Genomic DNA, 24159 nt, shown 5'->3' on the forward strand with positions numbered 1-24159 from the left:
TTTAGTTAGCACGCTAACTATATAGTCATAAAAACATCAAAATAGCATCTTCTTCAAGATTCTATATTTTCTTTCATAGCATCCATTACTTCAAAAAACACATCAAGTTTCTCTTCCGGGATACCTGTTAGTAATTTTTGTTCAAGAAGCGCTCTACGAGTCATGATACTGTCATGTATTTTCAGCGCATCTTCTGTTAAGACAATTTTTTTGAGTCTTGAATCGTAGGGCACAGATTGCCTTGTAATCAAACCGTTATTTTCCATAGCCTTTAGTATTCTAGATGCTGTTGATTTACGAATAGAAAAATCTCTTTCAAAATCTTTTTGAAAGACATCTTTATCTTGGTTTTTGTAAAGATAACTAATCGTCCAACCGTGCATGGCAGTAAGGTTTTCTTTTTCCATTAGTGTTTGATCCAATTGTCTTCTCATTAAGAGCGACAATGTACGCAACTCTAACCCAACTGATCTCTTTTTGCTCAATTTTCTACCTCCTATATGTTAGCGTGCAAACTTTAGTATTTAAAAACTAGATTTAGTGTACTGATGGGGCATGTCGTATGTAACTCAATACATAATTTTATTCGTAAGACGCTTATGCCCTTAGGTAAAAGATGGATCATGTTCAGATTTATCTTCGTATTCAGTTTGCCATATGGCCTGCAAAAAGTTCAACAAAAAAGTAAAACCACTTTTTGTTATGTAAATAAGTGATTTTGCTTTGACATAAAGTATGCTAAGAAATGACAAAATAACAATGTTCATTTTCGCTCTTCTAAGCCTGAATATAAAAAAATTTACAGCTTGGAATGCGTGGGAAGGAACGTTTTTTTTTCAGTTTAGTTAGGGATTAAATTTTACATATCTAATTTAGAAAAGGAAAGAATATAAATGAGTTCCAAATCTCTACCAGAGCTCAATAAGAATTCACAATTTTTAGGAGGATAAGTATGTCTACATTTAATTTGGGTGATAAAGTCCCCGATTTTACTCTTCCAGCAGTTAATGGCGAAGAATTCTCTTTTGTATCTCATCAAAACCAGCATAAAAGTTGGCATCTCATTATCTTTTTCAGAGGATCATGGTGCCCTGTTTGTCTTCATGACTTAAAAGAGCTTGAAGAAAGCAAAAGTTATTTTGAAGGCAAGAATGTACACCTAATTACAATCTCAACGGACCAGTTAGAAAATTTAAAGAAAATGGTTGATGAACATAACATTACTTTTACTGTCTTAACTGATAAAGAGTTAAAAACAGTAAAAGCATATGATGTTTTTTATCATGGAGAAAATGCTCCATATGAGGATCATGGTACGCATGGAGAACCAGCTTATTTCCTAATTGATGAAAATGGACAACTGCTATATCAACAAAAACAAACAAGTCCATTTGGACGCCCATCATCTACTGAACTTCGCAAAATTATCCAATATATCGGAAAGAATTTAAAGACAAATCAATAAATAAAAATATTTGATTGGGCGCAACTATAGTGCAACATAAGTAGAAAAACAATCAATCTCGAATAATTTGCTTTATACGATTGCTCTAAAATCTAAAATGCTTAAAAATAAAAGGTAATCTCATTTTAGATATGACTAAGATGTGATTACCTTTTTTTATATATGGAATCATCAAAGCTAATTCCATTTGTAGCTACTAACGTGCATTCGAACTTCGTAAGTTATACATTAGATTATATTTTCATGTTTAATTCTCTATTGGGATTATAGAATTGTAACCATTTATCAGCTTCACTAATCATCCACGTTCCAAAGTCATTTAAAAACGATAACAATAGGTTTGCATCTATTATGGGTGTTATGGCATATTCTAGTGCTTTTTTCATGTCGTTTTCCTTTTCAGGGAAATATTCCGAAAACAATTTATAAGCAGGATATAAATCCCTTGTATATGTGTTTGCTTTAGTAATGACAAGCGCAAGTCCTGCTCTTACTACAATCTTCATAATCCACTTGCAACAATCTTTCATATCCTCCATATCAGAATTATCTTGAAGATCATCACAGGCATTTTTAATTTGACCTTGTAAATGAATAAGGTGGTCATTTGCTAAAGCTTCGTCAGCTCTATATCTTGGTAATTGGGGTATCAAGTCTGCTCCAAACACACATATTCCATGGGTTTTGAGTATGAAACTAATGATTGAAAAAGATGACGCATTTAAAATATCTTCTACACAGTATAAACTTAGTTCAATACCATCTACACAAGTATGTTTTTGATTTAATTGTTGTTCTACTTCTTTTAACCGCTTTAACTGTGGTTTATTAGGGTTTTGCTTTGTAACCGCTATTGTGTCTAAGTCAGCTACGCCTTCAATACCTATCCCTTTTGGAATGGATCCTCTTATGTATACACTATGTAAGTCATCTTGAAGGTGAGTGGAATACGTATTAACCACATCGTAGATCACAGGATGAAAAATTGGGTTGATTTTATCCCAGTCTGAATGGTTAATAATGTGGCCATCGCTATCAGTAATACATAAGCTTCCAATTTCTTTAATAGTAGTCATCACATAGCTCCTTTTATTAATTTATAGTCACTTCGTCTACCTACTATGCTACGACTCTAGCTATCGGTTTTATCTTCTTACGATCAATAATGACTTTACATAGTTATTTTCTTTAATATCTATTTCGCATAAAAATAGGATAGCACGTACTCTATCGAACACGCTATCCTACTTTCATTTTAGAAGTACACATTAGGCTAAAATAACCTTCATATTATTTAATTCGTAATTTTTATCCTTATTATTAGTAAACTCCTTCTTCTAGCTAAAATACCCTTTATTTGAATTTTTCACATTTAATTGGATCATCAGCAAAACATGTGGTTGATTTCCGTTCCGACTGGGCGCTTTGTTGCTGCCGCTACGCTTTCGCACAGTCAAAACATTTGTAGCTGACGCTTTGCTTTCGCTACAGAAAACATTTGTTGCTGACGCTTCGCTTTCGCACAGAGCAAAGCTTCCTGGGGGCGTCCGATGAGCCGCTTTTGGTGTTGCTGTCGCTTCGCTTTCGCACAGTCAAAACATTTGTAGCTGACGCTTTGCTTTCGCTACAGAAAACATTTGGTGCTGCCGCTACGTTAACACTACGCTTTCGCACAGAAAACATCCGCTACGCTGCAGGGTCTCGGCCAACACGATGTTGGTCACGAAGGCGTTATCACAGGATGTGATGCTTTTAGCCTTCGTTCCTCTATCGCTGATCCCCGAGGAGTCGCCCAGTCGGAACGAAGGTCAACTATTTACATAGTAGAAGTTTTAACAAAAGTCCTCCACCACTTTTGGTGATATACCATTTAATTGAGATTTAATTGAGCACCGAATTTAGACCATTTTTTAATCGTTCCCCAATACCGTTCCGCCGGCTAGCCATTCTCAATCAACTTACGAATTGTTTGTATGTAGCTCATCATATCCTACTAGAATCCGCGGAACTATTTTCATAGCATTTGATTACCTGGGTGATTTTTTATCGTTTGCCAATAGTCTGCATCTTTTGTTCTCTTGTAAAATTTGTAAAAAGGTTCTTTTTGGTGAGCAAGTTCTTTATAGACTCTAATTATTTCCTGTAAAAGATTATCGATATGCTGTACAGGCACTTTTTTCACAAATAGCTCCCCTGCCTGTGCATGTTTCCCCATTGGAACAGCGCCTAAATACACATCAAAACTATCTTTCTGATATACAAGCCCAATATCATCATAAACGGCATTATAGCAAGCTGATGCACAGCCATTCATATTAATGCGAATCCTGCTTGGTACTTCCAAGCCTTCCAGCTGCTGATACAGCTCCTCTGTAATCTGTGCTGCCTCCATTTTATCGCCATCACAAAAATCACAAGCCTTCATAGCTACAATCTGACCTTGCTTGGCAATATATAAGCCCACCTTTTCCAACTTCCTTTTGGCCGTCGTTAATTCTATTGTCGGTATAGATAGTAGTATACTGTAGGACGCAGAATATTTAATAGCACCCCTCGCTCCGACTACCTTTGCGATTGTTTGAAATTGTGCTGGTGTATAATGTTTGTTGATAATGCCAGGGCTCACAGCAAGACGCGTAAATTCACCTTCTCTGTTTAACTTAGCAAATGTTTTTTCAGGAATATTATGGCTAAAAGCATTTATAGTCATTTTTACCCTCCTAGGAAAAAAGCTAGCACATGGCTAGCTCTTCTTCTTTATTGAAAGCTTTCTGGATAAAATCCTTGTGCCAAAATTCGAATTGCTTCAGCCGCACGAACACCCTCAGATGCTGCTGATAGTGGTAAAATAACGAAACGTCCGTTTACTACCGCTTCCGTTTCTTTTAGTGCCGGATCATTTTTTAGGAAATTAATTTTTTCTTCAGCAGTAGTTGAACCATAGTCAATTACAACGATAACTTCAGGGTTACGCTCAACTACATCTTCCTTTGAAACGGTTGTCCAGCCAGACTCAACATCGCCGAATATATTTTTCCCACCTGCTACTGTCACAAGTTCATTCATGAAGTTTTGTGCAGCTGTGAAAACTTCTTTCTCACCACTGTCAAATACAAGAATACGTAAATTACCCTCCTCTTGCGGAAGCTTCGTACGAATGTCCTCTACATCTTTTGTCATTTGCTCAATTAATTTTTCTCCACGCTCTTCCACATGGAATATCTTAGAAATATTGCGGATATCCCCGAAAATATCCTCTAACTTAGGATTTTTAATGCTTGAAGATGTATGTAAATAAGTGTGGATGCCAAGTGCTTCTAGTTCTTCTGGTGTTCCGACACCCTTCTTACTAAACCCACTTTTCCAGCCCGCATATAAAAAATCTGCTCCTGCATCAATCACTTGTTCCTTTGTTGGATATTGCTCAGCTAATACTGGAACTTTTTCATATGCTGCTTGTAACGGTGGATAAATTGCATCATCTAAATATGCTGTTCCGACCATTGAATCCTCTAAGCCTAACGCTAGCATAATCTCTGTCACATGCTGATTTAAGCTAATTGCCTTTTTTGGTGCTTCCGAATAGACTTGTATCGTATCGTTATTGTCAATCGTTACTTCCGTTGCTTCAGCTTTTGCTGGTTCTACTTGTTCGCTTTGCGATGATGACTCCTGTTTTTCCTCGCTAACACAAGCTGTTAACATACTTAGCATTGTGATTGCAAGAACAAGCCATACGCTTTTTAATGTCTTCATGTCTACTTCTCCTTTTTTCTAAATAATCTATAGAAAGAAATATAAAACTCCTAACTTACTTTAAAAATTGCTCAGATATATAAAAAATATGCGGCTTTTTCGTGACAGGATGTACACTAACTTCCGCATGTACACCAAACACCTTTTGTAGCAATGAGGGTGTTAATACATCAAACGGAGTTCCATATGCCACAATTTCTCCGTCCTTTAAAACATAAATTTTATCGCAATAAGTTGCTGCAATATTTAAATCATGCAAGGCTGCAATGACCGTGATCGGCAAGCCCCGTACTAAATCCATGAGCTGGAGTTGATGCTGAATATCTAAATGATTCGTTGGCTCATCTAATACCATGACCTTAGCTTGTTGCGCCAATGCCCTTGCAACAACGACCCGTTTTTTCTCACCACCAGATAAGGAACTAAAAGTACGTTCACTTAAATGCAGTACCCCTGCTTGCTGCATCGATTCCTCAACAATAGCTAGGTCTTCTTTTGTATCTACTTCCAAAAGCCTTTTATGCGGCGTACGTCCCATTGCCACAAGATCTTTAACAGTGAACTCAAATAGCACTGGTGTTTCCTGCCCTACGACGGCAAGTTGCTTTGCTACCACCTTTGAAGATTGCTTGTAAATATTTTCATTAAATAAAAATACTTCTCCCTCTTGGGGTTGTAGCATACGGTACATATTTTTTAAAAGGGTCGATTTCCCACTGCCATTAGGGCCAATTATGCCCACAAACTCGCGTTCTTGAATATGTACAGAAACATTGTTTAATATTTTCACCTGCTGCACGGCAAAAGTAACGTTTTTTGCAACGTATACCATTTAATTCTCCTCCCCGAAAGAATACATTTGCTTACGCAACATCCATATAAAGAATGGGCATCCGCATAAAGCCGTTATAATTCCAATCGGCATTTCCTCAGGTGCAATCACAATGCGCGCAGCTGCATCAGCCCATATTAAAAATATCGCACCAATTAATGCACTGACTGGCAGTACAAACTTATAATTTGAGCCGACTATCATGCGTACGATATGTGGAATAATCAGGCCAATAAAGCCAATTGCACCACTTACAGCAACAAGGACACCTGTTAATAGAGAAATTACTAAAATTAGTAGCAATCGAAATTTCTCTAAATTAACCCCTAGCGTAACAGCAGATTCTTCGCCAAGTAAAAGTAAATTCAAATGGCGTGCATGTAGACGTAAAATTATGTAGACGATCGTTAAAACTACGAACGGAATCATTATATTCACCCATTTCGCTCCGGCCAAACTTCCCATCATCCAATAGATGACTGCCTTTATGCCCCCCTCTTCCTTCGTCATCATCAGCATAAAATTCGTCATTGCTGACAAAACTAGTGACACGGCAATTCCGGCTAATAATAATCGAACAACTGAAATTCGTCCCCCAACTCGTGCTAAGAAAAACACAATCAGTACTGCAATTGTCGCACCTATAAAAGCAGCAAATGATAGCGCATACATACCTAAAAATGAAAAAGTGCCAAGTAAAATAACAGATGTAGCCCCGACAGATGCACCGGAAGATACCCCCAAAATATAGGGGTCCGCGATTGAATTACGAACTAAAGCTTGAATAGCAGCACCCGAAATAGCAAGCCCCGCTCCGACTATTATGGCAAGTACTACGCGGGGAGTACGAATTTGCCATATGATGATTTCCTGTGAACGGCTCCAATCCAATGTAATGCCAAGTGGATTGAACGGGATATGCGATAAAATAATGCGCCATACAATACTAGGTGTAATAGACACAGAGCCTACCATTATCGCTAACGTCATAGATATTAGAACGACACCCGTTAATACGACTAAAAGTAAGTTGATTTTTCTTGTTGTTGGATTCTTCAAAACGCTCTCCTCTCTTAAAGCAAAGGGCATAAAAAAAATCCCCTTATCTACAAGAGGATGTCATAGTTAAATAAAGGGCGTCGATTCCCAGTCACTACAACCATCCTCGTGGTTCTATGTAAGTTTGTTGACTTTTATTGGCAGGTCTCCTGGCTTAGGTTCATCATCTATACGCCTTCCCATAGCTCGCTACAGTGACATATTGTATAGACTCTCCATTACAGTTGCGGGACAGCACCGGATTTGCACCGATTTCCCTTTTAAGCAAACGAACAAGTCATTCGCACCAACAAAATAATATTTTATTAAGTTATAAGAGGAACAATATCAGAATATTTTCCAGATAGCAATTATATTATATATTACATTAAAGTAAAAATATTAATTAATGAGCGTTTAATAGCCGTAAAATAGCAGCATTGAACATTAATTATTATTAGAAAAATAAATAAATTTAGATAGTGATTTATCTTACTTACTATACAAATTCCTCCAGTACACTATACAAAATAAAATATATTGGTTATCTTTTTTTATAAATATGTTAAAAAAAGTCAGTTGGCACATGGTTACTTTACTAAGTGTTACATCTTCACTATTTTTAATCGTGTGAACGGCATTGACGGAAAAATAACAATTAAATGTAGGAACCGTTCCTTCGTAAACTTTCTCTTTTCAATTTCCGATAATGTTTTTTCTAATCTACCAGTTAACGCTAAATCAAATAAATCTTTTACAAGAAAAGTTTCTACCAAGCTCCGTACACACTAAATTTTTATTTTCCATAGCTAAATAGCCGACTGTAATAAGTTTCTTTATCGTCTCTGCCCAAGTAGCCGGGGTACCAATGCTATAACCGCTTAAAATAGCCTCCATAATTTCATTCCTATCTTCATTTACAATCCCTTTACCACACGTCTCCATTACTCGTAATAATGTTTTTTCTTTAAGCGGTGTTGTTACATGGTTTGTTATTTTGACTGAATTAAAATGTCTAAAAGCCTAGATTATTAGTCAACCTAATTTGGACTTCCTAATAAAAGATAGGACACAATTATTAATATAACCGTTATACTTAAAATTCATTTATAATTATTAAACATAAAGTTGTAATTATTATTAATAGGAGAAGTGCATATGAAAATAGTAATTGCAGAAAAACCAGACCAGGCTGCAAAATTAGCTGCCCCCTTTTCTTTTACAAAAAAACCTGGTTATTTCGAAGTTAAGCCAAACACATACTTTCCAGCTGGAGCACTTATCACATGGGCGATTGGACATCTATGTGAACTAAAAGCCCCGGAAGAATATAATTCTACATGGAAAAAATGGACATTAGAAACATTACCTATTATTCCAGATCGATTTGAATATAAAGTGACTAAGTCAAAGTATAAACAATTTAATGTGATTAAAAGTTTAGTAAAAAGACCAGACATTCAAGAAATCATTATTGGTGGTGATGCTGGGCGTGAAGGTGAATTGATTATCCGTACCATTTTAAGAGTATGCGGTGTTAATAAACCGATGAAACGTCTATGGATATCATCTTTAACAGAAAACGCTGTAAAAAATGGGTTTGCAAATTTACTACCAGAAGAGAAGACACGCGACATTTATTTTGAAGCACTAAGTCGTTCATGTGCAGACTGGCTAATTGGCATTAATACATCTAGATTATACACAGTACTCCTCAAAAGAAATGGCGTGAAAGATGTATTTTCAATTGGTCGTGTACAAACACCTACACTTGCACTAATAGTAAAGAGAGAGCATGAAATTGAGAATTTTAAATCAGAACCATTTTGGGAAGTGGAAACAGAGTTTGATTTTGGTGGAAAATTGTTAAAAGCGAAATGGCATAAAGATAACAATTCAAGAGTTCAAGAGGAACGACAAGCTATTTTGATTGCTAATTTCTGTATCAATAAAAATGTAGAAATTAATAGTATTAAAAGAGAAACAAAGGAATATGCTCCCCCATTGTTATTCAACTTATCTGCATTACAAGCTACAGCAAACAAAGCTTATAAATTCTCACCACAAAACACGCTGGATATTTTGCAAAAACTTTATTTAAAGGGTGTTGTTTCCTATCCAAGATCTGATTCACAATTTTTAACGAATGAAGAAGCCAAAACACTACCAAAGATACTAGAGCATTTAAGTAAAATTGATAAATACAAAGGTCTTCTTCCGCCACCGACAAGTTCAATGATGAATAATAAAAGATTTGTGAATGAAAAAAAAGTAACCGATCACCATGCAATTATTGTTACCGAGCAAATACCTGATGTAGCAAAGCTAAGTCCAGAAGAAGAAAAAATATATGATTTAATTGCAAGACAAGTCATTGCAGCACATTACAACAATGCCATATTTTCTTACACAACGATTCATTCACTTGTTGATAAACGTGCAGAGTTCATCTCTAAGGGCAAAGTGCTAATAGAAGAAGGTTGGCGTAAGGTTATTTATCATTCTAAAGATAACTCACCTACAGACAAAGATGAACTGCTCCCCCTATTACATGAAAATGAGCAAGGTATCGTTGCGAAAGCGAACGTAAAAAAAGGTGAAACCCAGCCACCAAATCGTTATTCTGAAGGAAATTTGATTACTGTAATGAAAACAGCGGGTAAACATTTAGAAGATGCGGAATTAGAAAAGGTCCTATCGAAAACGGAAGGATTAGGTACTGAAGCTACACGCGCTGGAATTATTGGTACATTAAAAGATCGAAACTATATCGAAGTTAAGAAAAACCAAGTCTTCGCAACGGCTAAAGGAATGTTACTCATTGAGGCACTAGGTGAAAGTATCTTAACGTCCCCTTCCATGACAGCAAAATGGGAGCAACGACTATCTGAAATAGGTGAAGGCAACGCTTCTCCTAAAGCATTTATGGAACAAGTAAAAAAGCTTGCTGACAAATTGATTTCAGATGCTAACAAGCGTGAAAAGGAATGGTCATTTAATCAAAATGCAGTCGATAAAATCACTGCAAACAATCCGTATTCTAAAAAATATACTAAAAGAAAAACAGTTGTTGGGAAATGTATCCTTTGCGAAGGATCAATCATAGATCATGGCACTTTTTACGGTTGTTCAAATTATAAAACAGCAAATTGTAAATTCTCAGTTTCAAAGAAACTTTTAAGAAAAACTATTTCACAATCGAATATGAAAAAACTCTTGGCAGCTGGTGAAACAGACTTGATAAAAGGATTTCAAAAAGGCGAAAAAACTTTTAATGCCCACCTTATTTGGGATGAAAAAGAACGTAAGATTAATTTTAAATTTCCAAAATAGCTAACAATTCTACTTTCAACATATCGTTGAAAGTCGTTTGTGTAGATTTATAATAAAGATTGATCAAATTAATACCTATGCCTTGATAAAAGCAAAAAGAAAAAGCGTGTTTTAAAAAAGGATTAAGCAAAACATGCTCTTTATATATTTTATTGAATCATTCTTTTATAAAAAGTTTGATCATTTCTATGATATTTCCTCCATTAAAACGCCCTTTAATGGAGAAACATACCTGGGCAATCCCTCAGCCAATTTTCAGTGGCTTTGGAAAAACCTCACTAATCAGGAACCATTTTAGAGATTCGGGCGTAAACATCCATGCCGCATTACTATTATGTATCTTGTGATTACTACATGCATTGTCGGAGGAAAATTTAAAAAATTGCGAAATTTTTATATCTATTGTATAGTAAAAATACTATTTTATTAAAGGGTGAACTTTTTGTTAAATGTAGAATTCTAATCTAAATCAACTTTATAGCTTATTTTTGTTGAACAAACCTCCTATTTGTAGGTGTTATTTGTTGTGCAGAAAAAAGCAAGATTAGAATTAGTTAGCATCGTATATACATTTTTGCGCGACTAATTTTAGTCGCGCTTTTTCTATTCGTTGATTTAGATAATTTCAATTTTTTCTATTTAAAATTGAGAGGACGAATCTACAATGCAAAAACAATTACAACAAATTACCGCTAATATGCTGCTTGAAGAACATTATCACACATTAGAAAAGGCTTTACTTGTTTATATTTCCATAAAAATTGTACAACTAAATCTTTAGCTTATATGACAGACTTACCTATACCTATTGTTTCTGCAATGAAGAAAGAATTTGCCAAGCAAGGATGGGGTAAACATAGCTTAACGAAAAAGGGCCAGTTAGCTATCTCACAATATTTTCAACTCTCTGGTGCTGATGATAAACTTTATTTACAATTAACAACAGATGATGCATTTCGTTCAGAATGGATCACAAAAAATATTAGCGAGTTAAGCACTATTTATGATGCTAGACCCACAGCTGACGTCGCAATAGATCAAGCCAAATGTACAGTTGAAACAGCCTTAAAACGTGCATTGCTCGCACTAGACTATACGATGCTACTTAATAAGCGTATTTTATGTTTAGGCGATGATGATTTCATTAGCATTGCATTAGAATTTTTACTAAAGAAAATTGCTCCATATTCTGCAACTAAAATTGTTGTATTAGATATTGATAGACGAGTTTTGAATACGATTAGCAAAATAGCAAAAGATTATGAGCTTCCGATTAAAGTAGATTATTATAACGTTCAGGAGCCTTTGCCTATAACATACACCCAACAGTTTGATTGTGTATACACAGATACGCCGTATACCTTGATTGGCGCACAGCTCTTTTTATCACGGGCAATAAATGCACTCAAACCAGAAGAGCAGTGGGAGCTACAGCAAAGCTTACAAGCTATGGGCTTCGTGATCAATAGCATTAAATACGATATAAACTCGTATGAAGGTGCACAGATTTTAGGAGCTACAAGTCAGTTACTCGTATTACAAACTACAGACCAAATGGTTCCCTACATTCCTGATCAGCGGAAATTTACGCGGCCAATTTATACAGGAGAAGTAGAGCGGAAATCTGTCGTTTATCAGTGTAATCATTGTAAGCACTCGCTTACAGTCGGCACTGGCAACCAATACACTACTATTAATCAGCTCCAATCCAGTGGTTGTCCAAGCTGTAAAAATAAAAAGTTTTCACAAATAAAGAGAACAGTACAAAAAACACAGTCCCAGCATGCATTAGGACATCATATTTTATTAGAGTTGCATGATTGCGACGTTGCATTACTTAATGACGTACAAAAAATTAAAACAATTATGTGTCAAGCTGCCGACAAAGCAAAGGCAACGATTGTAACAGAACATTTCCATCATTTTGCACCTTACGGGGTTAGCGGTGTAGTCATTATTCAAGAATCACATTTGACGATTCATACGTGGCCAGAGTACGGTTACGCGGCAATAGATGTTTTCACTTGTAACAGTAAACTAGCTCTACAAGAGGCTGTACAATATATTACTGAACAATTTAATGCGGGAAATGCCACACAGCATTACGTACATCGAGGTAAATAGAAATAAAAAATATAGCCCCTAAAAGTGGTAACCGAAACATCTAGAATTTATCTAGTATAACAGTTGAATAGAACTTGACTTCTATTCAACTGTTTTTTTCCTGTTAGAATTCTAAGGTCAGCATGATTATCATTAGCCATTCCCCTATTGCTTATTGAGTTTAGATAAATGTTTACACACTATCATCTTATCATGATAATAATCCCTTTGTGTTGACCTCTATTTTCCAATTCCACTTTGATACTGTACACTCCAAATAATAAACGGTTAACCTCTCAGTTTCGCTATGCCTTATTAAATTTATTCATTGTTTTATTCCTTAAATTGATTTGTTAAAGGAATAGCTACATCCGTAGTATTAGCCCGACTTTTCATGTAAAAACATCACAACTTGCAAGACAAGGATTTGTGATCTCTTCTTGGTATGTATTATTATTGATATGGTTATTTTCGTAATATTAACCGTATTTGGATCTTTATATAATCATATTAAAATTATAAAAAGGCTGTTCAATAGCAAAACATCCATAATGTAAAATCTATTAACCTAAATAAAATAAACACAAAAAGCCTAGGCAAAGCAAAAGCAAATGGTATCGACTTTTATTAATATCTAGTGACGTTAATAACAGAGTTACCAAATTTACCGCTCCATTAGCAGCCCTAGATTTCAAACAATTACATGCTTTGGTCGAAAAATATCCAAGTAATATGTGCAAAATAGCCAGCTATCTGAAAAAAACTTAGATAGCTGGCCATTCGTCGTGTGTACCAAGAAGGTGCGCTTATTTATTTGTATTTCGGCTTATAGAGAATATTAGACGAGACCAGGTACTCACATTATGAGCGCCTGGTCTTTTGTTTATATGGCAAAATATAGTCGTGCTATGATAAGGCTTTTTATGTGGTATATCTATTTTTTATTGAGTTAGCTCATTTCACACACACGTCGAGCTAGACGTGTGTGTAAGGCAGTAAAGTGTTTTAGTTTTATAGTGCATTTCCGTGCACTTGTTGATTATGTTATTTATTAATCTCGTACACTAAACTATTGATAAGGTTAATGATTGATTGCTTGGTAGCCTCGTCTTTCACTGTAGCATTTTTGTTAAATTTAGTTCCGACAGATGGAACTAGCAACGACCCATTTTCAACAATAATAGTATCAATCATCCCCAGCGTAAGCAGTAAAGATTCATGAGCTTTGTCTCCACCGTTAATCGACGGTGAAGCTGTTATAACAGCCACTGGTTTTTTATAAAGTTCTCCAGATGAAACAAGCCAGTCTAACGCATTTTTCAAGACGCCTGGTACTCCTTTTGCATACTCTGGCGTACAGATTATAAGCGCATGTGATTCACTTAACGTTTTTCTAAAATTCTCAACAACAGCTGGTGGTTCTGTTGTATCTATATCCTGGTTAAAATACGGAAGGTCTTTTATGCCGTTATAAATTGAGTAATCAATACCTTCAGGAATAAAAGCTGATATAGCCTTTAATATATTAGTATTGGAAGAAGCTTCTCGAATGCTACCTGAAATAGCTATTATTTTTTTATGGTTGCCCATACTTTCACCTCTTTGATTAAAATACTTGATTGTATACTTAGTAATCAAAAATTATGAATTATCATATGGAAATCTGTCAAATTTCACAATAAAAAATCAACTTATTTGACATTAGATTTCTTAAAACTCTAAAAAATATAGTCCAGTCATGTATGACATGCACTGAACCAATTTAGGAGGCACTGGTCGGTAGTTGTTCTGTCTTGGTAATTAATTATTTTGAGAAATACCAAGGGAGGAAGCCATTACTCACCTACCTAACATATAAGAGCCTTAATGACATATCTGTCAATTTGTAAACTTTTTTGTAGAATGCAATTTGCTGAAAACAACCTCAATAAAATTGCCCTTATAAAAAAGAACAGTATATTGCCCAATTTTTCAAAAAAATCATTTCAGACTTATTAGGTATGCTTACTTAGCAAGAAGAATTGCATTATCAGATACTTTGAATCCATTTTTAATATAAAATTTTTCTGACGGAAACCCCTTAGAAGTTGTTAGCACAATAGTATTTATATCTTGCTTTTTAATGTCAGATTCTATAAGTTCTAAAAACTTACTACCTACTCCTTTGTTTTGAAATTTTTCACTTACACAAAATTGATCAATGAAATATTCCATTCCATTCAGACATGGCTTTTTTGCCCCTATGCTCAATCCAACAAGTTCATCACCTATTTTTAGAACGTATCCAATAAAATAATCATTTTTCATGTAATTTTCAAAAAAATCTACAACTTGTTTTCTTGACTCATATACATCATTCCAAGGTTCCTTTGAGAAAGTATCAATAAATAAATCAACACAGTCATCAATTAAGTCAACTTTCAATGAATATAAATCTGCCTTTAAACCCATAAATACTTACCTCCATCAAATTTAAGTATATATAATTCCGTACTTGGCGCTGAGCTTGACCGAAGTTCACCATGACTTTCTCCCGAACATTCATTAAAATCCGTAAATCGGCGTAGTTGGTCGTCGGAATTTAGGTTCGGAGTCGCACCAGATCAGGTTTCGACTTCGCTCAATGTTCGCTTTGCCCAAGAAAACAAAATAATCTTAGTTATTTATTGCCAAGGTCACGTAAGGGTTTGTTTTACCTTCTGTACGGTTTCCTTGATGTTCATTTCTATGACAAGGTCTGCGATTTAACCGTTTTCTTGCTTGCCCCTGATTTCTAAATTAGAATTTAATCAAGGTCTTGATGCGATGTTACCATACCCAAATTCACGCAAATAAACGGCACTACAATTGACATTCTGAATTCGTCTTTGTATTTTCATTTTTTAATCTCTCAGTGCCCTCTTTGTAACTGCTTAGCTTTTGGAGCATACTTTCCATATGTGAAAAAACGCCAAATTTTTTCAAGAGGTCCTTGCTGAAATTTCTGTATCCAACTAAAACTAAATATAATCAGTATAGTAAATACAATGAAGTCGAGTACCAAACTTTGTACAAGTGTATATCCATCTGTCCAACCTAGCAATAGAATAAGGAGCTTAAGAAGCAATAAATGGCCTACATAGGAGGTTAACGACATCCGCCCTACATAACTAAGCGGTTTATAAACATATACTAAGTAATTCAAATTATATAACATAAGCATAGACGACAAATAAAAGATTAGTAAGGGATATGATGCTAAATCACTTATTCCTAGAAAAAATATGTTTTGGCTAATTTCAGGATTTGTATAACCAGTCCACACCCCTCCAAAAACAAATGGTAAGCTCAAGAAAAATGAATTTTTATGAACTCGTTTAATTATACTCATTCGTTGTGATAATTGCTGAAAAAGATTAATTTTACCGACATAAAGTCCTAGTAAAAACATACTAACAATTAATAAGATATAATATAAAAAATGCATAAATACCGTTATTATCAGAGCACTATCAGTACCATTGGTTAGTAAATTTATAGATACCATAGTTCCAATCATTAATACCATATTACTTGATGCTAGTATTCCAGTAATGAGAAGAATAATTCTAGGTTTTAGTTTAAAGAATGGCACCAAGATAAACCCTAATAAACTATACATTACTAAAATAGGGGTAACCTGAGGAGCAATTATCATCGATATAATCCCTATAGGAAGCAAGGAAATCAGCCGCCTTGAAAAAAGTTGATAACTACGCAATCCGCGTTGTTGTGCGTTTGAAAAAAACATTTGAGAGCCAACACCAAATAAAAATGAAAAAATAGCAACAAACTTAAACTCAAACAACAAATGATTAATAATAGACAGGTAGTAATCCAAAGAATGGATTGAATAATTGTTTGCCCCTGAAAAACCAGCGGCATGGACAATCAATACCCCTAGTAAGGCAACACCACGAATAATATCAAGGGACATAGTACGCGTAGAAATATTTTTTTGAGTATCCATATTTTTATTCTCCATTCTAAATGTCAAACGGTGACCTATTATTATCTAATATATCGACGTAGCACTCCATTGCACGGTCTTTATTGACATTGACCTCTGCAAAAGAAACATGCAGTATTATCCATCCCATATTGAGTTTCCCTGCCAGTGGAGCTACCAATCTATGGTAGATATATTGAAGAATAAAAGATAGATTTTTCATCATGATAACACTCCACTGATCTTAAATTTATACTAAAATTATAAACTTAAAATCTTAAGTAATTAGCATAAAATTCCTTAAGAATTCTTAAGAGAAATGCTTTTGGAATATTTATATCCCAAAAGCATTTTGTAAGGAATTGGTATGTCAATACTCTAGATGGTTTGAAGGACACCTCACTAACTAATATAGTTCTTGTCTTTCTATTATATTTTATCCTCTACTATGTGTTGACCTTCTATTATAAGTATCGTAGTCAAAGGAATGGGTTGCAAAAGACTTGCCATTAAAAGTCTGTACCCTTTGCGCCTAGTCACATAATAAAATTACAAGAACTTAACAAATATTATTCCAATAATAGTCAATACTAGCGCGGCAATTCTTCTACTATCGATTTTCCTTTTTTGTAAATTAAATATACCAAACTGATCGATTATTACAGCCATCATCATTTGTCCCAATAGAAAAACCATAGTAGTTAAAACCGATCCAAGTTCAGGTAATAAAACAATGTTACCTGTTACAATAAATATGCCAAATATCCCCGCCATATATACCCAAATAGGAATACGTTTGTTTTGAGTGTCATACAAAGGAATCTCTAAGCGACGTTTAGTAATCAAAATCAAAATTAGCAAGATAATTGCGCCAACAAAAAAAGAAATAAAAGTAGCTCCTAAAAGAGAGCCCGTTGCAACGCGAAGTTTTCCATTAATAGCGGTTTGCAATGGCGGTAAAAAACCAGCTATAACCCCTAGAATTATCCAAATGATTTTTCTGTCCTTTTTCTCTTCTGACGACGTAGTTAAATCTCTTTCCTTTTTAGATTGAACCAATGAAATAGCTAAAATCATAATGATAGTCCCGATTATTCTAGTAGCACTAATAGGATTAGCTGGTACACCAAACCACTCAAAATGATCGATTAAAATTCCTACAATCATTTGCCCAGTTACAGTTATTATTGTTGTAACGGAAGCACCTAGTTTTAAAAAAAGAATGACATTAGCTACATGAAAGCCAATACCAGCTATTGCTCCACCAATAAAAACATACAAAGGATATGAAAAATCAATCCCAACACTGATTCCTGCAGGATCTACTATTAAATTAATAATGAGTAGTATCACAGATCCAAAAGAAAATGCGACGAACGAAGCTGTTAAAGGTGTTTTTGAATAAGAACCTAAACGAGCACTTATAGATGCCTGAATAGGGAAAAGCATCCCTATAATTATCCCCATAATTAAGTAAAGTATGATGATTTGCATAAATTTACCCCTTTTATTTTTAACATTGAGCGAAATTTAGCTCAATTAATTTGATATTTTTTATATTAATTTGAAACTATATTAAAGGACTTTAAAGACTCTTAATATCTCTAATTTACAAAAAAATAAAGGTGGATTATTTCCACAGATTTTTTTAACAAGGTCTGATATTTTATGATTCTTTAACTCTTTCTCCATTTTCTTCTCTGCTGAAAGCATTATTATTTTAAAGCACATTTTCCATGGGCTTCCCCCAATATCCCCATTTGCACCTCATCCGAAATCTCCTCTAATCGACAAAAGAGTATGGAATTTATTTTTCATTCCAATACCCTCTCGTTATACCAACATATAAAATCTCCTACAGTTAACACTAATTCATTAAAACTTTCACTCAATTGTTCATTGCAATGATGTTTAGAGCCACTCAATAGAAATTACAATTTGATCATGATTGTTTGTGCTCAAGTATCTTTATCACATCGAACCATCCCAAGCATAAGCCTTCCTTTGAGTAAAAAGGTTTAAATTATTAAAATTTTTCACTTGAAGTATCTGAATTAATTGTCATTGCCACTTGAATTCCCGTTGCTTCTGAAAGAACAATTTCTGTTGGTGCAGGCTGAGCAGCATCACCGGCTGCATATACATTTTTTTCCGAAGTTCTTCCGAAATGATCAACAGAGATTAATCCATATTCATCTAAATCACAAGAAAATCCTTGACCAATAATATTTGTTGTATAAGTGGATGGTGTAATAAAGCCTGCTTCCCGCTCAATTTCTATCCCATTTTGAAAGACAACACTACTCAATACGCCATTATGTCCTTTCATTTCTTTAATCTTATCGGTAATTACAGTTATTCCTTTACTTTCCAGCTCTCTCTTTTCATTTTCCTTTATTTCATGGCCGTTTGTTGCTACGACTAAATCATTTGATAAGTTAAAAATAATTTTAGCAGTTCGTGCAGGATCACTTGTTTCATTTATATAAATTAATTTTTTACCCTTCAATTCCCAACCATAACCATATGGAGAAGTGAAAATACTTTTATTGTAATATTGCGTTATATTAGGAATATCAGTCTGTATTTTTGTACCATCTGTCAAAAGGATTTTCTCAGCAAGAAAGTTCTCGCCATCTTCTGTATAAATTTTAAAAAGCTTATTGTCTGATTGTTTAATAGCCCTAACGCTTTGACTGACGATGGAATGAATAGTAGGATATTGATTTAATTTTTCTTTTGCTGCTTGCATGAATTCAATAGCTGCGTTTCCATTTCTCGAAATACTCTCCTGAAGTTCAAATGCAAGGTGGGCATTCTTTGTGTCAAACAATGCTACTAATCGATTCGCTCTACCTAACAATAATGCTGCATTTAATCCTGCCGGTCCTCCGCCGATAATTGCACACTCGAAAATTTCCATTTTTCTTCCTCCTGTTTTTAAGACGAATCAAACTCCAATAATTTGCTTTAGATTTTCAAAAGGAACATACCCAACAATTGGTTCATGTAATTTATTATGAATAATCAAACGAGAATGAGGGATCCCAAGTACCTGATATTCCGCTGCAAGCTCTGGACTATTGTCAACGTTCACCCTTAAAATTTTCACCTTATCACTGAATTCTTCATTAAGTTGATTTAGAACCATTCCGAACATTTTACAAGGGCTACACCACTCAGCCCAAAAATTTATTAACACAATCTTTTCAGTTTTTAAGTGTTCTCCTAATTCTTGCTTTGTTGTTACATGAGCTATTGACATATTTTTTCCTCCTTCGTGGAAATAAAAATTTTGAAAGAATAATCTTGAACCCCTATCCTCCTTTCAATAAACTTTAAAGATCTCTAATATCTACAATTGAGCTAAAATTTTTTAAATTGTACTATCGAAGACAACAGCCATCGCGGCTTTGTATCCTTCAGCAGCAGCAATTATTAATGAAGACTGACCTAATTTAGCTATCTCCCCCGCTGCATAAACATTTTCCTGTGACGTTCGCCCTGTTTCATCCACAACAATGCTGCCATTTTCATTTAATTGACAACCTAACTGCTCTGCAAATTGATTTACACGTACAAAATTAGGTACTATAAAGCCTCCAGTTCTTTCAATTTCAAGTCCTGAACTAAACACTATTTTGTTTAAATAACCATCCTCACCATGAAGATTTTTAATAGGCTCCGTAATGACGGTTATATCTTTTCTTTGAAGTTCATTCAATGTCGGAGCAGAAAGTTCATGACCATTTGTGGCGATCACTAAATCTTCTGACCAGTTACAAATAAGCTTTCCTTTAAAAAGGGTATGTTCTTCATTTTCAGAAATAATAACTAAAGGTTGATCTCTTAACTCCCATCCATCACAAGTTGGGCAGCTGAATAAACTTTTCCCATAATACTCTCGAATATCCGGAATTAATGGAAATTCCTCTTGAACACCTGTTGCCAGTATAATTCTCTCAGCAACATATTCAACTTCTTCTAAAGTTTCAATTTTAAACAAGCCGTTTGATTGTTTCGTAATCTTCATAACCGTGTTTGGATAATAATGAACAGACGGGTATTTTTTCACATCATTCAAAGCCACTTCTTTAAATTCAGCTGGTTTAATTCCATCACGTGTAAGAAACCCATGTGATTCCTGCGTCACACGATTTCGATTTGTTCCATTATCAAATAATGCGACTTTTTTACGGGATCTTCCTAAAATCAAAGCTGCATTTAGACCAGCCCCACCTCCACCTATAATTGCACAATTAAATAATTCCATAATGTAGCTCTCCTCCATGAATTGTTTAGCGTACATGTTGTTTTTAAACATTACAACATGCCTTCTTGCTCAAATTGAAGTTTAAAACAGAATGCTTCTAAGCTAAAATCACGTGAAAGTTTATAGAAGTAACCAAACCAAGAAGATCCAGGGTAAAATCGTTAAGTTTCAATAACAGACTTAAAGGATTCTTATTATCTCCAATTATCCAAAAAATAATGGTGGACCAAATCCACTATTATTTTTTCACAATATCGGATATTTTTCTGTTTCTTAACTCATTCTCCAGCTTTTCTTCTGCAGATAACATTACTTCTTTAATTACACACTTTGGATCGTTATATAAACAACAATCAAACAAAGACGATTTACCTTCAATTGCATGTATAATATCTAAAAATGAAATATCTTCCCAATTCTGACTAAGCGTATATCCACCATTGGCGCCCGATACGGAGTTAATCATTCCCTCTTTTACTAACTTAGTAAGGATTTTAGACAAATACGTAGGAGAAACATTTTGCATCTCAGCTAATTGTTGGACACCCACTGGCTTATTTGGTGCTTCCTTTGCAAGAAAAAGCATTGTGTGTAGTGCATAATTTGTAGCTTTTGAATATTTCATACTATTTATTCACTCCAATAAAAGACTTTATATATCCATAATAGCGTAGTATTTGTGTGATTTCAATATTTTTGTCTTTATGTTGAAGACAACTGGAACGAAATTAAGCGTTTTCTGTGTTTAGCATGTTAATTTAGTTAACGTAAATATTTCCACCCGGTAAAACAAGCGTTATGGTCCGCCAATCGTTTCTCATCAAGCGACCTTCCAATTTTCCGCCATATAGGCGACAATATCGACGATAAAGAAAATGCGAGTAGCAGCACAGCAATTAACCAACGACTAAAGGTATTATTCTCCATTTTCTACACCAAATTTACTCTTCAGCTCCTCGTTTATCAAATATGAAGTTGCATTTATCCTAATAAGACAATAAAGCACTGAATCTCACTCCTCCTAAAAAGGCCCTAACAGAGTGAAATTCAGTGCTTTTTATCGTTTTTACCTTGGGAACAACAAGCATCGTATTATTTGCCATATAACTCAGTGTAAAAATAACATAATTTTATGACATTGGATTTTAAATTTTAAAGAAATAACTATAGAGGAGTTGAAGAAGAATTATTTAATTTTTCATTCCTCTCCTATTTTAACTCATTTTCTCAAATGAAAATCTAGAGAGACTCCTCTATAGGCAACTCTATCCGTATACTAAATACCTCACAGAATATGTTTTTAAACACCTTTGTCAGTTTACTTGAAAATTGAGTTCTGGATATTTTGCAGCCAGCTTTCTCAAAGTCGAGCCGTCATCCGACTGCTTCACATATCGATCAAAAAAAGCAAGGCTAAATTCGTTGATGATGCGATGAACTTGTCGTGGATTTTCGCCTGCGCTCCTCAACAGTGGGGAGAACAAAGAAAAATCAGTGAAGCTCATATGGTTCGTATGAGGAATGACCATCGACATACCACCGCCGGCAAGCGCTCGTTTATCGCGAGCCTTCGCTTCTTGAGAATCTTCGTCGAAATCGTCATCAGACTCTTCACTATTATCTGCACTCATGAGCAGAAATGGTTTACCTATTCCAGTTTCGGGAAGAACAGAGCCATACAACGTACCATCCATATTAATGGCTGCTTTGATACGAGAATCTTCTGCTAGCATTTGCGTGGCAGTAGCCCCACCGTAAGAATGCCCGAACATTCCGATACGAGATGTATCGATCTTCCCTGTAAAAAGATTGGCCTCGTCGCTTTCGTTTAACCTCTCCACTTGATCGAGAACAAAAGCGACATCTTCCTTCCATAATTCGATATGGCGATCTGATTCGGCGAAATTATCCAAATCGACAGGCTGTAAGAAAGCAGTTCGACCGTCCGGAAAGACAGTAGCTGCAGCGTCAAAGGTATGATCGATACCTAGAACGATATAACCTTGACTGGCTAACTCCTCAACTTCAAATGTGTTTTGATTACGAAAACCATTAAAACCATGGGAGAAGAGCAATACAGGATAACGATTTTCTGAATCTGACAGTCGAGCTTCCGGGTACGCATGCGATTTCACCAAACCTAGCTGACTGAATGCAAAGGCCGGAATGGACAACGCTTTTTCTAGTCCTTCAGCGACTTCATTCACATTACGGATATATGGTGTCCCCCTCCCTTCGCCTCTTTCCTCAGCTGGGTACCAAATCTGCACCATTAATTTGCGCCGATCGTTAGGATCTTTAGTATAAGGTTCATCCCTCTTTTCGTCGACCCAATGATAGAGCGTCGTGCCAACCGCAAAGGGACCAGACGGTGTTTCAAATGAAAGCACCGGTAAGAGTGAAGGTACCGCGACCGCCACAGACAAATAAATAATTAGGAACAATGTCTTAAATGTGACAAAAACCCAGCTTCTAGCGCTCTTTTCTCGCACTGGCAAAAGATAGTACGTCATCAAAATAATTGGCGATAAATAAGCAGGAATCATCTGCCAGCGGAAGCCTACCGCAATAAGCTGGACGATAACCAAACCAAAGGCTATTACTAGGGCAAGGATAGACCACTGTTTTGTTTTCCCGCTTACTAACAGTATCCAGCTCAGAATGCCAAAATTAACAACTATCAAAACAATCTCCCAAAAATTCATTGTCTTTTCCCCTTTGACTGTATCTTCATCCTCATGGACACTCCGGTCAAGTTAAAGAAACAAACCATATGTATTGTCATTACGTAATCTCCTCGTTTCATTTTTTTCAGTATATTTTTTCTACTGAATGCCCATTTATCTTTTTTGTGCTGGCATTTTATCACAGGCTTATTCTTTTGGCTGAATTTCATAAATAACACACATTTCATATGTTTTATTTGACCAAATAAAACTAATCGAACGGTCAATTAAATTATACCGAAAACTAACCAATCGGTCAAATATTATAATATATTAAAAAATATTCATTTTAATGAAAGAAAAAATTAAAAACGCTTTATGGGAATCGGGTCAACCAAAGGAAATAAATTTGGTTAATAACAAAGACGGTGAGATACTAAATGAATTACGTAAGCCGGGGTAATTAGTGCGGAACACTATAAGTAGGCGCTATGAGCCTGAAATCAAAAGTTCAAAATTAGCGACTAGCGAACCATTAAATCATGCAACCTGATAAGCAATAAATATGCTGGGTATTGATTACTCCCCTACCCAGCATTTCTGCACCTCTGAAATAATAATCAAACTAAAAGAACCTCGTATCCCATAAAATCCCAATTTTATCTACTGTTCTATCAACTTTGCACAGTTGAGGACGCTCTGAGTTTGCCAAGGTAGATTCAGCAG

Annotated in this window: 20 protein-coding genes and 1 riboswitch; of the genes, 3 read left to right on the forward strand and 17 right to left on the reverse strand. The window is 35.2% G+C overall.

The features are described 5' to 3' along the window. Positions 1-53: 53 nt before the first annotated feature. A complete protein-coding gene (locus C7Y47_RS04480; protein WP_142507667.1) occupies positions 54-485 on the reverse strand; it encodes a MarR family winged helix-turn-helix transcriptional regulator in 432 nt (143 codons plus the stop codon). Between the two features lie 467 nt (positions 486-952). On the opposite strand from C7Y47_RS04480, the gene C7Y47_RS04485 reads away from it, so the two are divergent. Beyond that, positions 953-1465, forward strand: a complete 513-nt coding sequence (locus C7Y47_RS04485; RefSeq protein WP_142507668.1) for a peroxiredoxin family protein — start codon at positions 953-955, stop codon at positions 1463-1465. A 233-nt stretch (positions 1466-1698) separates the two neighbouring features. On the opposite strand, the gene C7Y47_RS04490 is transcribed toward C7Y47_RS04485, so the two are convergent. From C7Y47_RS04490 to C7Y47_RS26050, 7 genes are all read right to left on the reverse strand, one after another. Beyond that, on the reverse strand, positions 1699-2541 hold the full coding sequence (locus tag C7Y47_RS04490) for a nucleotidyltransferase (protein ID WP_142507669.1): 843 nt from the start codon (positions 2539-2541) through the stop codon (positions 1699-1701). A gap of 938 nt (positions 2542-3479) precedes the next feature. Further along, positions 3480-4175: a precorrin-3B methylase gene (locus C7Y47_RS04495; protein WP_255505001.1), complete on the reverse strand. Its 696-nt coding sequence runs from the start codon at positions 4173-4175 to the stop codon at positions 3480-3482. A 47-nt stretch (positions 4176-4222) separates the two neighbouring features. After that, positions 4223-5221, reverse strand: a complete 999-nt coding sequence (locus tag C7Y47_RS04500) for an ABC transporter substrate-binding protein (protein WP_142507670.1) — start codon at positions 5219-5221, stop codon at positions 4223-4225. 55 nt (positions 5222-5276) lie between these two features. Next, positions 5277-6053, reverse strand: coding sequence for an ABC transporter ATP-binding protein (locus tag C7Y47_RS04505; RefSeq protein WP_142507671.1), 777 nt, complete (start codon positions 6051-6053; stop codon positions 5277-5279). After that, positions 6054-7043, reverse strand: a complete 990-nt coding sequence (locus C7Y47_RS04510; protein WP_255505028.1) for a FecCD family ABC transporter permease — start codon at positions 7041-7043, stop codon at positions 6054-6056. A 191-nt stretch (positions 7044-7234) separates the two neighbouring features. Continuing rightward, a riboswitch (cobalamin riboswitch) is annotated at positions 7235-7418 on the reverse strand. Between the two features lie 278 nt (positions 7419-7696). Next, positions 7697-7867 (reverse strand): hypothetical protein, encoded by a 171-nt coding sequence (locus C7Y47_RS26045; protein WP_366151249.1) that lies wholly within the window; start codon positions 7865-7867, stop codon positions 7697-7699. After that, positions 7833-8087, reverse strand: a complete 255-nt coding sequence (locus tag C7Y47_RS26050) for a DNA topoisomerase (RefSeq protein WP_366151254.1) — start codon at positions 8085-8087, stop codon at positions 7833-7835. The genes C7Y47_RS26045 and C7Y47_RS26050 overlap by 35 nt, the downstream gene beginning before the upstream one ends. A gap of 162 nt (positions 8088-8249) precedes the next feature. Between C7Y47_RS26050 and C7Y47_RS04520 the strand changes: the two genes are divergently transcribed. Both C7Y47_RS04520 and speD read left to right on the forward strand, forming a co-directional pair. Then, the gene (locus C7Y47_RS04520; protein ID WP_142507673.1) at positions 8250-10424 is read left to right on the forward strand and encodes a DNA topoisomerase III; all 2175 of its coding nucleotides are present in this window, start codon (positions 8250-8252) and stop codon (positions 10422-10424) included. Between the two features lie 786 nt (positions 10425-11210). Further along, entirely contained in the window at positions 11211-12548 is a 1338-nt protein-coding gene (speD, locus tag C7Y47_RS04525) for an adenosylmethionine decarboxylase (RefSeq protein ID WP_142507674.1), read from the forward strand. 1023 nt (positions 12549-13571) lie between these two features. On the opposite strand, the gene C7Y47_RS04530 is transcribed toward speD, so the two are convergent. From C7Y47_RS04530 to C7Y47_RS04575, 9 genes are all read right to left on the reverse strand, one after another. Beyond that, a complete protein-coding gene (locus C7Y47_RS04530; protein ID WP_142507675.1) occupies positions 13572-14117 on the reverse strand; it encodes an NADPH-dependent FMN reductase in 546 nt (181 codons plus the stop codon). 414 nt (positions 14118-14531) lie between these two features. Next, a complete protein-coding gene (locus C7Y47_RS04535; RefSeq protein ID WP_142507676.1) occupies positions 14532-14978 on the reverse strand; it encodes a GNAT family N-acetyltransferase in 447 nt (148 codons plus the stop codon). A gap of 439 nt (positions 14979-15417) precedes the next feature. Beyond that, entirely contained in the window at positions 15418-16515 is a 1098-nt protein-coding gene (locus tag C7Y47_RS04540; protein ID WP_185903392.1) for a DUF418 domain-containing protein, read from the reverse strand. A gap of 528 nt (positions 16516-17043) precedes the next feature. Further along, positions 17044-17988: a DMT family transporter gene (locus tag C7Y47_RS04545; RefSeq protein WP_142507678.1), complete on the reverse strand. Its 945-nt coding sequence runs from the start codon at positions 17986-17988 to the stop codon at positions 17044-17046. A 532-nt stretch (positions 17989-18520) separates the two neighbouring features. After that, a complete protein-coding gene (locus C7Y47_RS04555; protein ID WP_142507679.1) occupies positions 18521-19417 on the reverse strand; it encodes an NAD(P)/FAD-dependent oxidoreductase in 897 nt (298 codons plus the stop codon). A gap of 27 nt (positions 19418-19444) precedes the next feature. After that, a complete protein-coding gene (locus C7Y47_RS04560; protein ID WP_142507680.1) occupies positions 19445-19759 on the reverse strand; it encodes a thioredoxin family protein in 315 nt (104 codons plus the stop codon). A 111-nt stretch (positions 19760-19870) separates the two neighbouring features. Next, entirely contained in the window at positions 19871-20767 is an 897-nt protein-coding gene (locus tag C7Y47_RS04565; protein ID WP_142507681.1) for an NAD(P)/FAD-dependent oxidoreductase, read from the reverse strand. Positions 20768-21005: 238 nt separating this feature from the next. Then, entirely contained in the window at positions 21006-21392 is a 387-nt protein-coding gene (locus C7Y47_RS04570; protein WP_142507682.1) for an Rrf2 family transcriptional regulator, read from the reverse strand. A 688-nt stretch (positions 21393-22080) separates the two neighbouring features. After that, positions 22081-23472, reverse strand: coding sequence for an alpha/beta hydrolase family protein (locus C7Y47_RS04575; protein ID WP_142507683.1), 1392 nt, complete (start codon positions 23470-23472; stop codon positions 22081-22083). Positions 23473-24159 lie beyond the last annotated feature (687 nt).

It is taken from the genome of Lysinibacillus sphaericus (genome assembly GCF_006864135.1).
Taxonomy (GTDB): Bacteria; Bacillota; Bacilli; order Bacillales_A; family Planococcaceae; genus Lysinibacillus.

What these genes read in the sequence shown, in the direction of transcription:
- C7Y47_RS04485 (WP_142507668.1), top strand. Translation starts at nt 953, where the DNA reads ATGTCTACATTTAATTTGGGTGATAAAGTCCCCGATTTTACTCTTCCA.
- C7Y47_RS04490 (WP_142507669.1), bottom strand. Translation starts at nt 2,541, where the DNA reads ATGACTACTATTAAAGAAATTGGAAGCTTATGTATTACTGATAGCGAT.
- C7Y47_RS04495 (WP_255505001.1), bottom strand. Translation starts at nt 4,175, where the DNA reads ATGACTATAAATGCTTTTAGCCATAATATTCCTGAAAAAACATTTGCT.
- C7Y47_RS04500 (WP_142507670.1), bottom strand. Translation starts at nt 5,221, where the DNA reads ATGAAGACATTAAAAAGCGTATGGCTTGTTCTTGCAATCACAATGCTA.
- C7Y47_RS04505 (WP_142507671.1), bottom strand. Translation starts at nt 6,053, where the DNA reads ATGGTATACGTTGCAAAAAACGTTACTTTTGCCGTGCAGCAGGTGAAA.
- C7Y47_RS04510 (WP_255505028.1), bottom strand. Translation starts at nt 7,043, where the DNA reads ATGACGTTAGCGATAATGGTAGGCTCTGTGTCTATTACACCTAGTATT.
- C7Y47_RS04520 (WP_142507673.1), top strand. Translation starts at nt 8,250, where the DNA reads ATGAAAATAGTAATTGCAGAAAAACCAGACCAGGCTGCAAAATTAGCT.
- speD (WP_142507674.1), top strand. Translation starts at nt 11,211, where the DNA reads ATGACAGACTTACCTATACCTATTGTTTCTGCAATGAAGAAAGAATTT.
- C7Y47_RS04530 (WP_142507675.1), bottom strand. Translation starts at nt 14,117, where the DNA reads ATGGGCAACCATAAAAAAATAATAGCTATTTCAGGTAGCATTCGAGAA.
- C7Y47_RS04535 (WP_142507676.1), bottom strand. Translation starts at nt 14,978, where the DNA reads ATGGGTTTAAAGGCAGATTTATATTCATTGAAAGTTGACTTAATTGAT.
- C7Y47_RS04540 (WP_185903392.1), bottom strand. Translation starts at nt 16,515, where the DNA reads ATGGATACTCAAAAAAATATTTCTACGCGTACTATGTCCCTTGATATT.
- C7Y47_RS04545 (WP_142507678.1), bottom strand. Translation starts at nt 17,988, where the DNA reads ATGCAAATCATCATACTTTACTTAATTATGGGGATAATTATAGGGATG.
- C7Y47_RS04555 (WP_142507679.1), bottom strand. Translation starts at nt 19,417, where the DNA reads ATGGAAATTTTCGAGTGTGCAATTATCGGCGGAGGACCGGCAGGATTA.
- C7Y47_RS04560 (WP_142507680.1), bottom strand. Translation starts at nt 19,759, where the DNA reads ATGTCAATAGCTCATGTAACAACAAAGCAAGAATTAGGAGAACACTTA.
- C7Y47_RS04565 (WP_142507681.1), bottom strand. Translation starts at nt 20,767, where the DNA reads ATGGAATTATTTAATTGTGCAATTATAGGTGGAGGTGGGGCTGGTCTA.
- C7Y47_RS04570 (WP_142507682.1), bottom strand. Translation starts at nt 21,392, where the DNA reads ATGAAATATTCAAAAGCTACAAATTATGCACTACACACAATGCTTTTT.
- C7Y47_RS04575 (WP_142507683.1), bottom strand. Translation starts at nt 23,472, where the DNA reads ATGAATTTTTGGGAGATTGTTTTGATAGTTGTTAATTTTGGCATTCTG.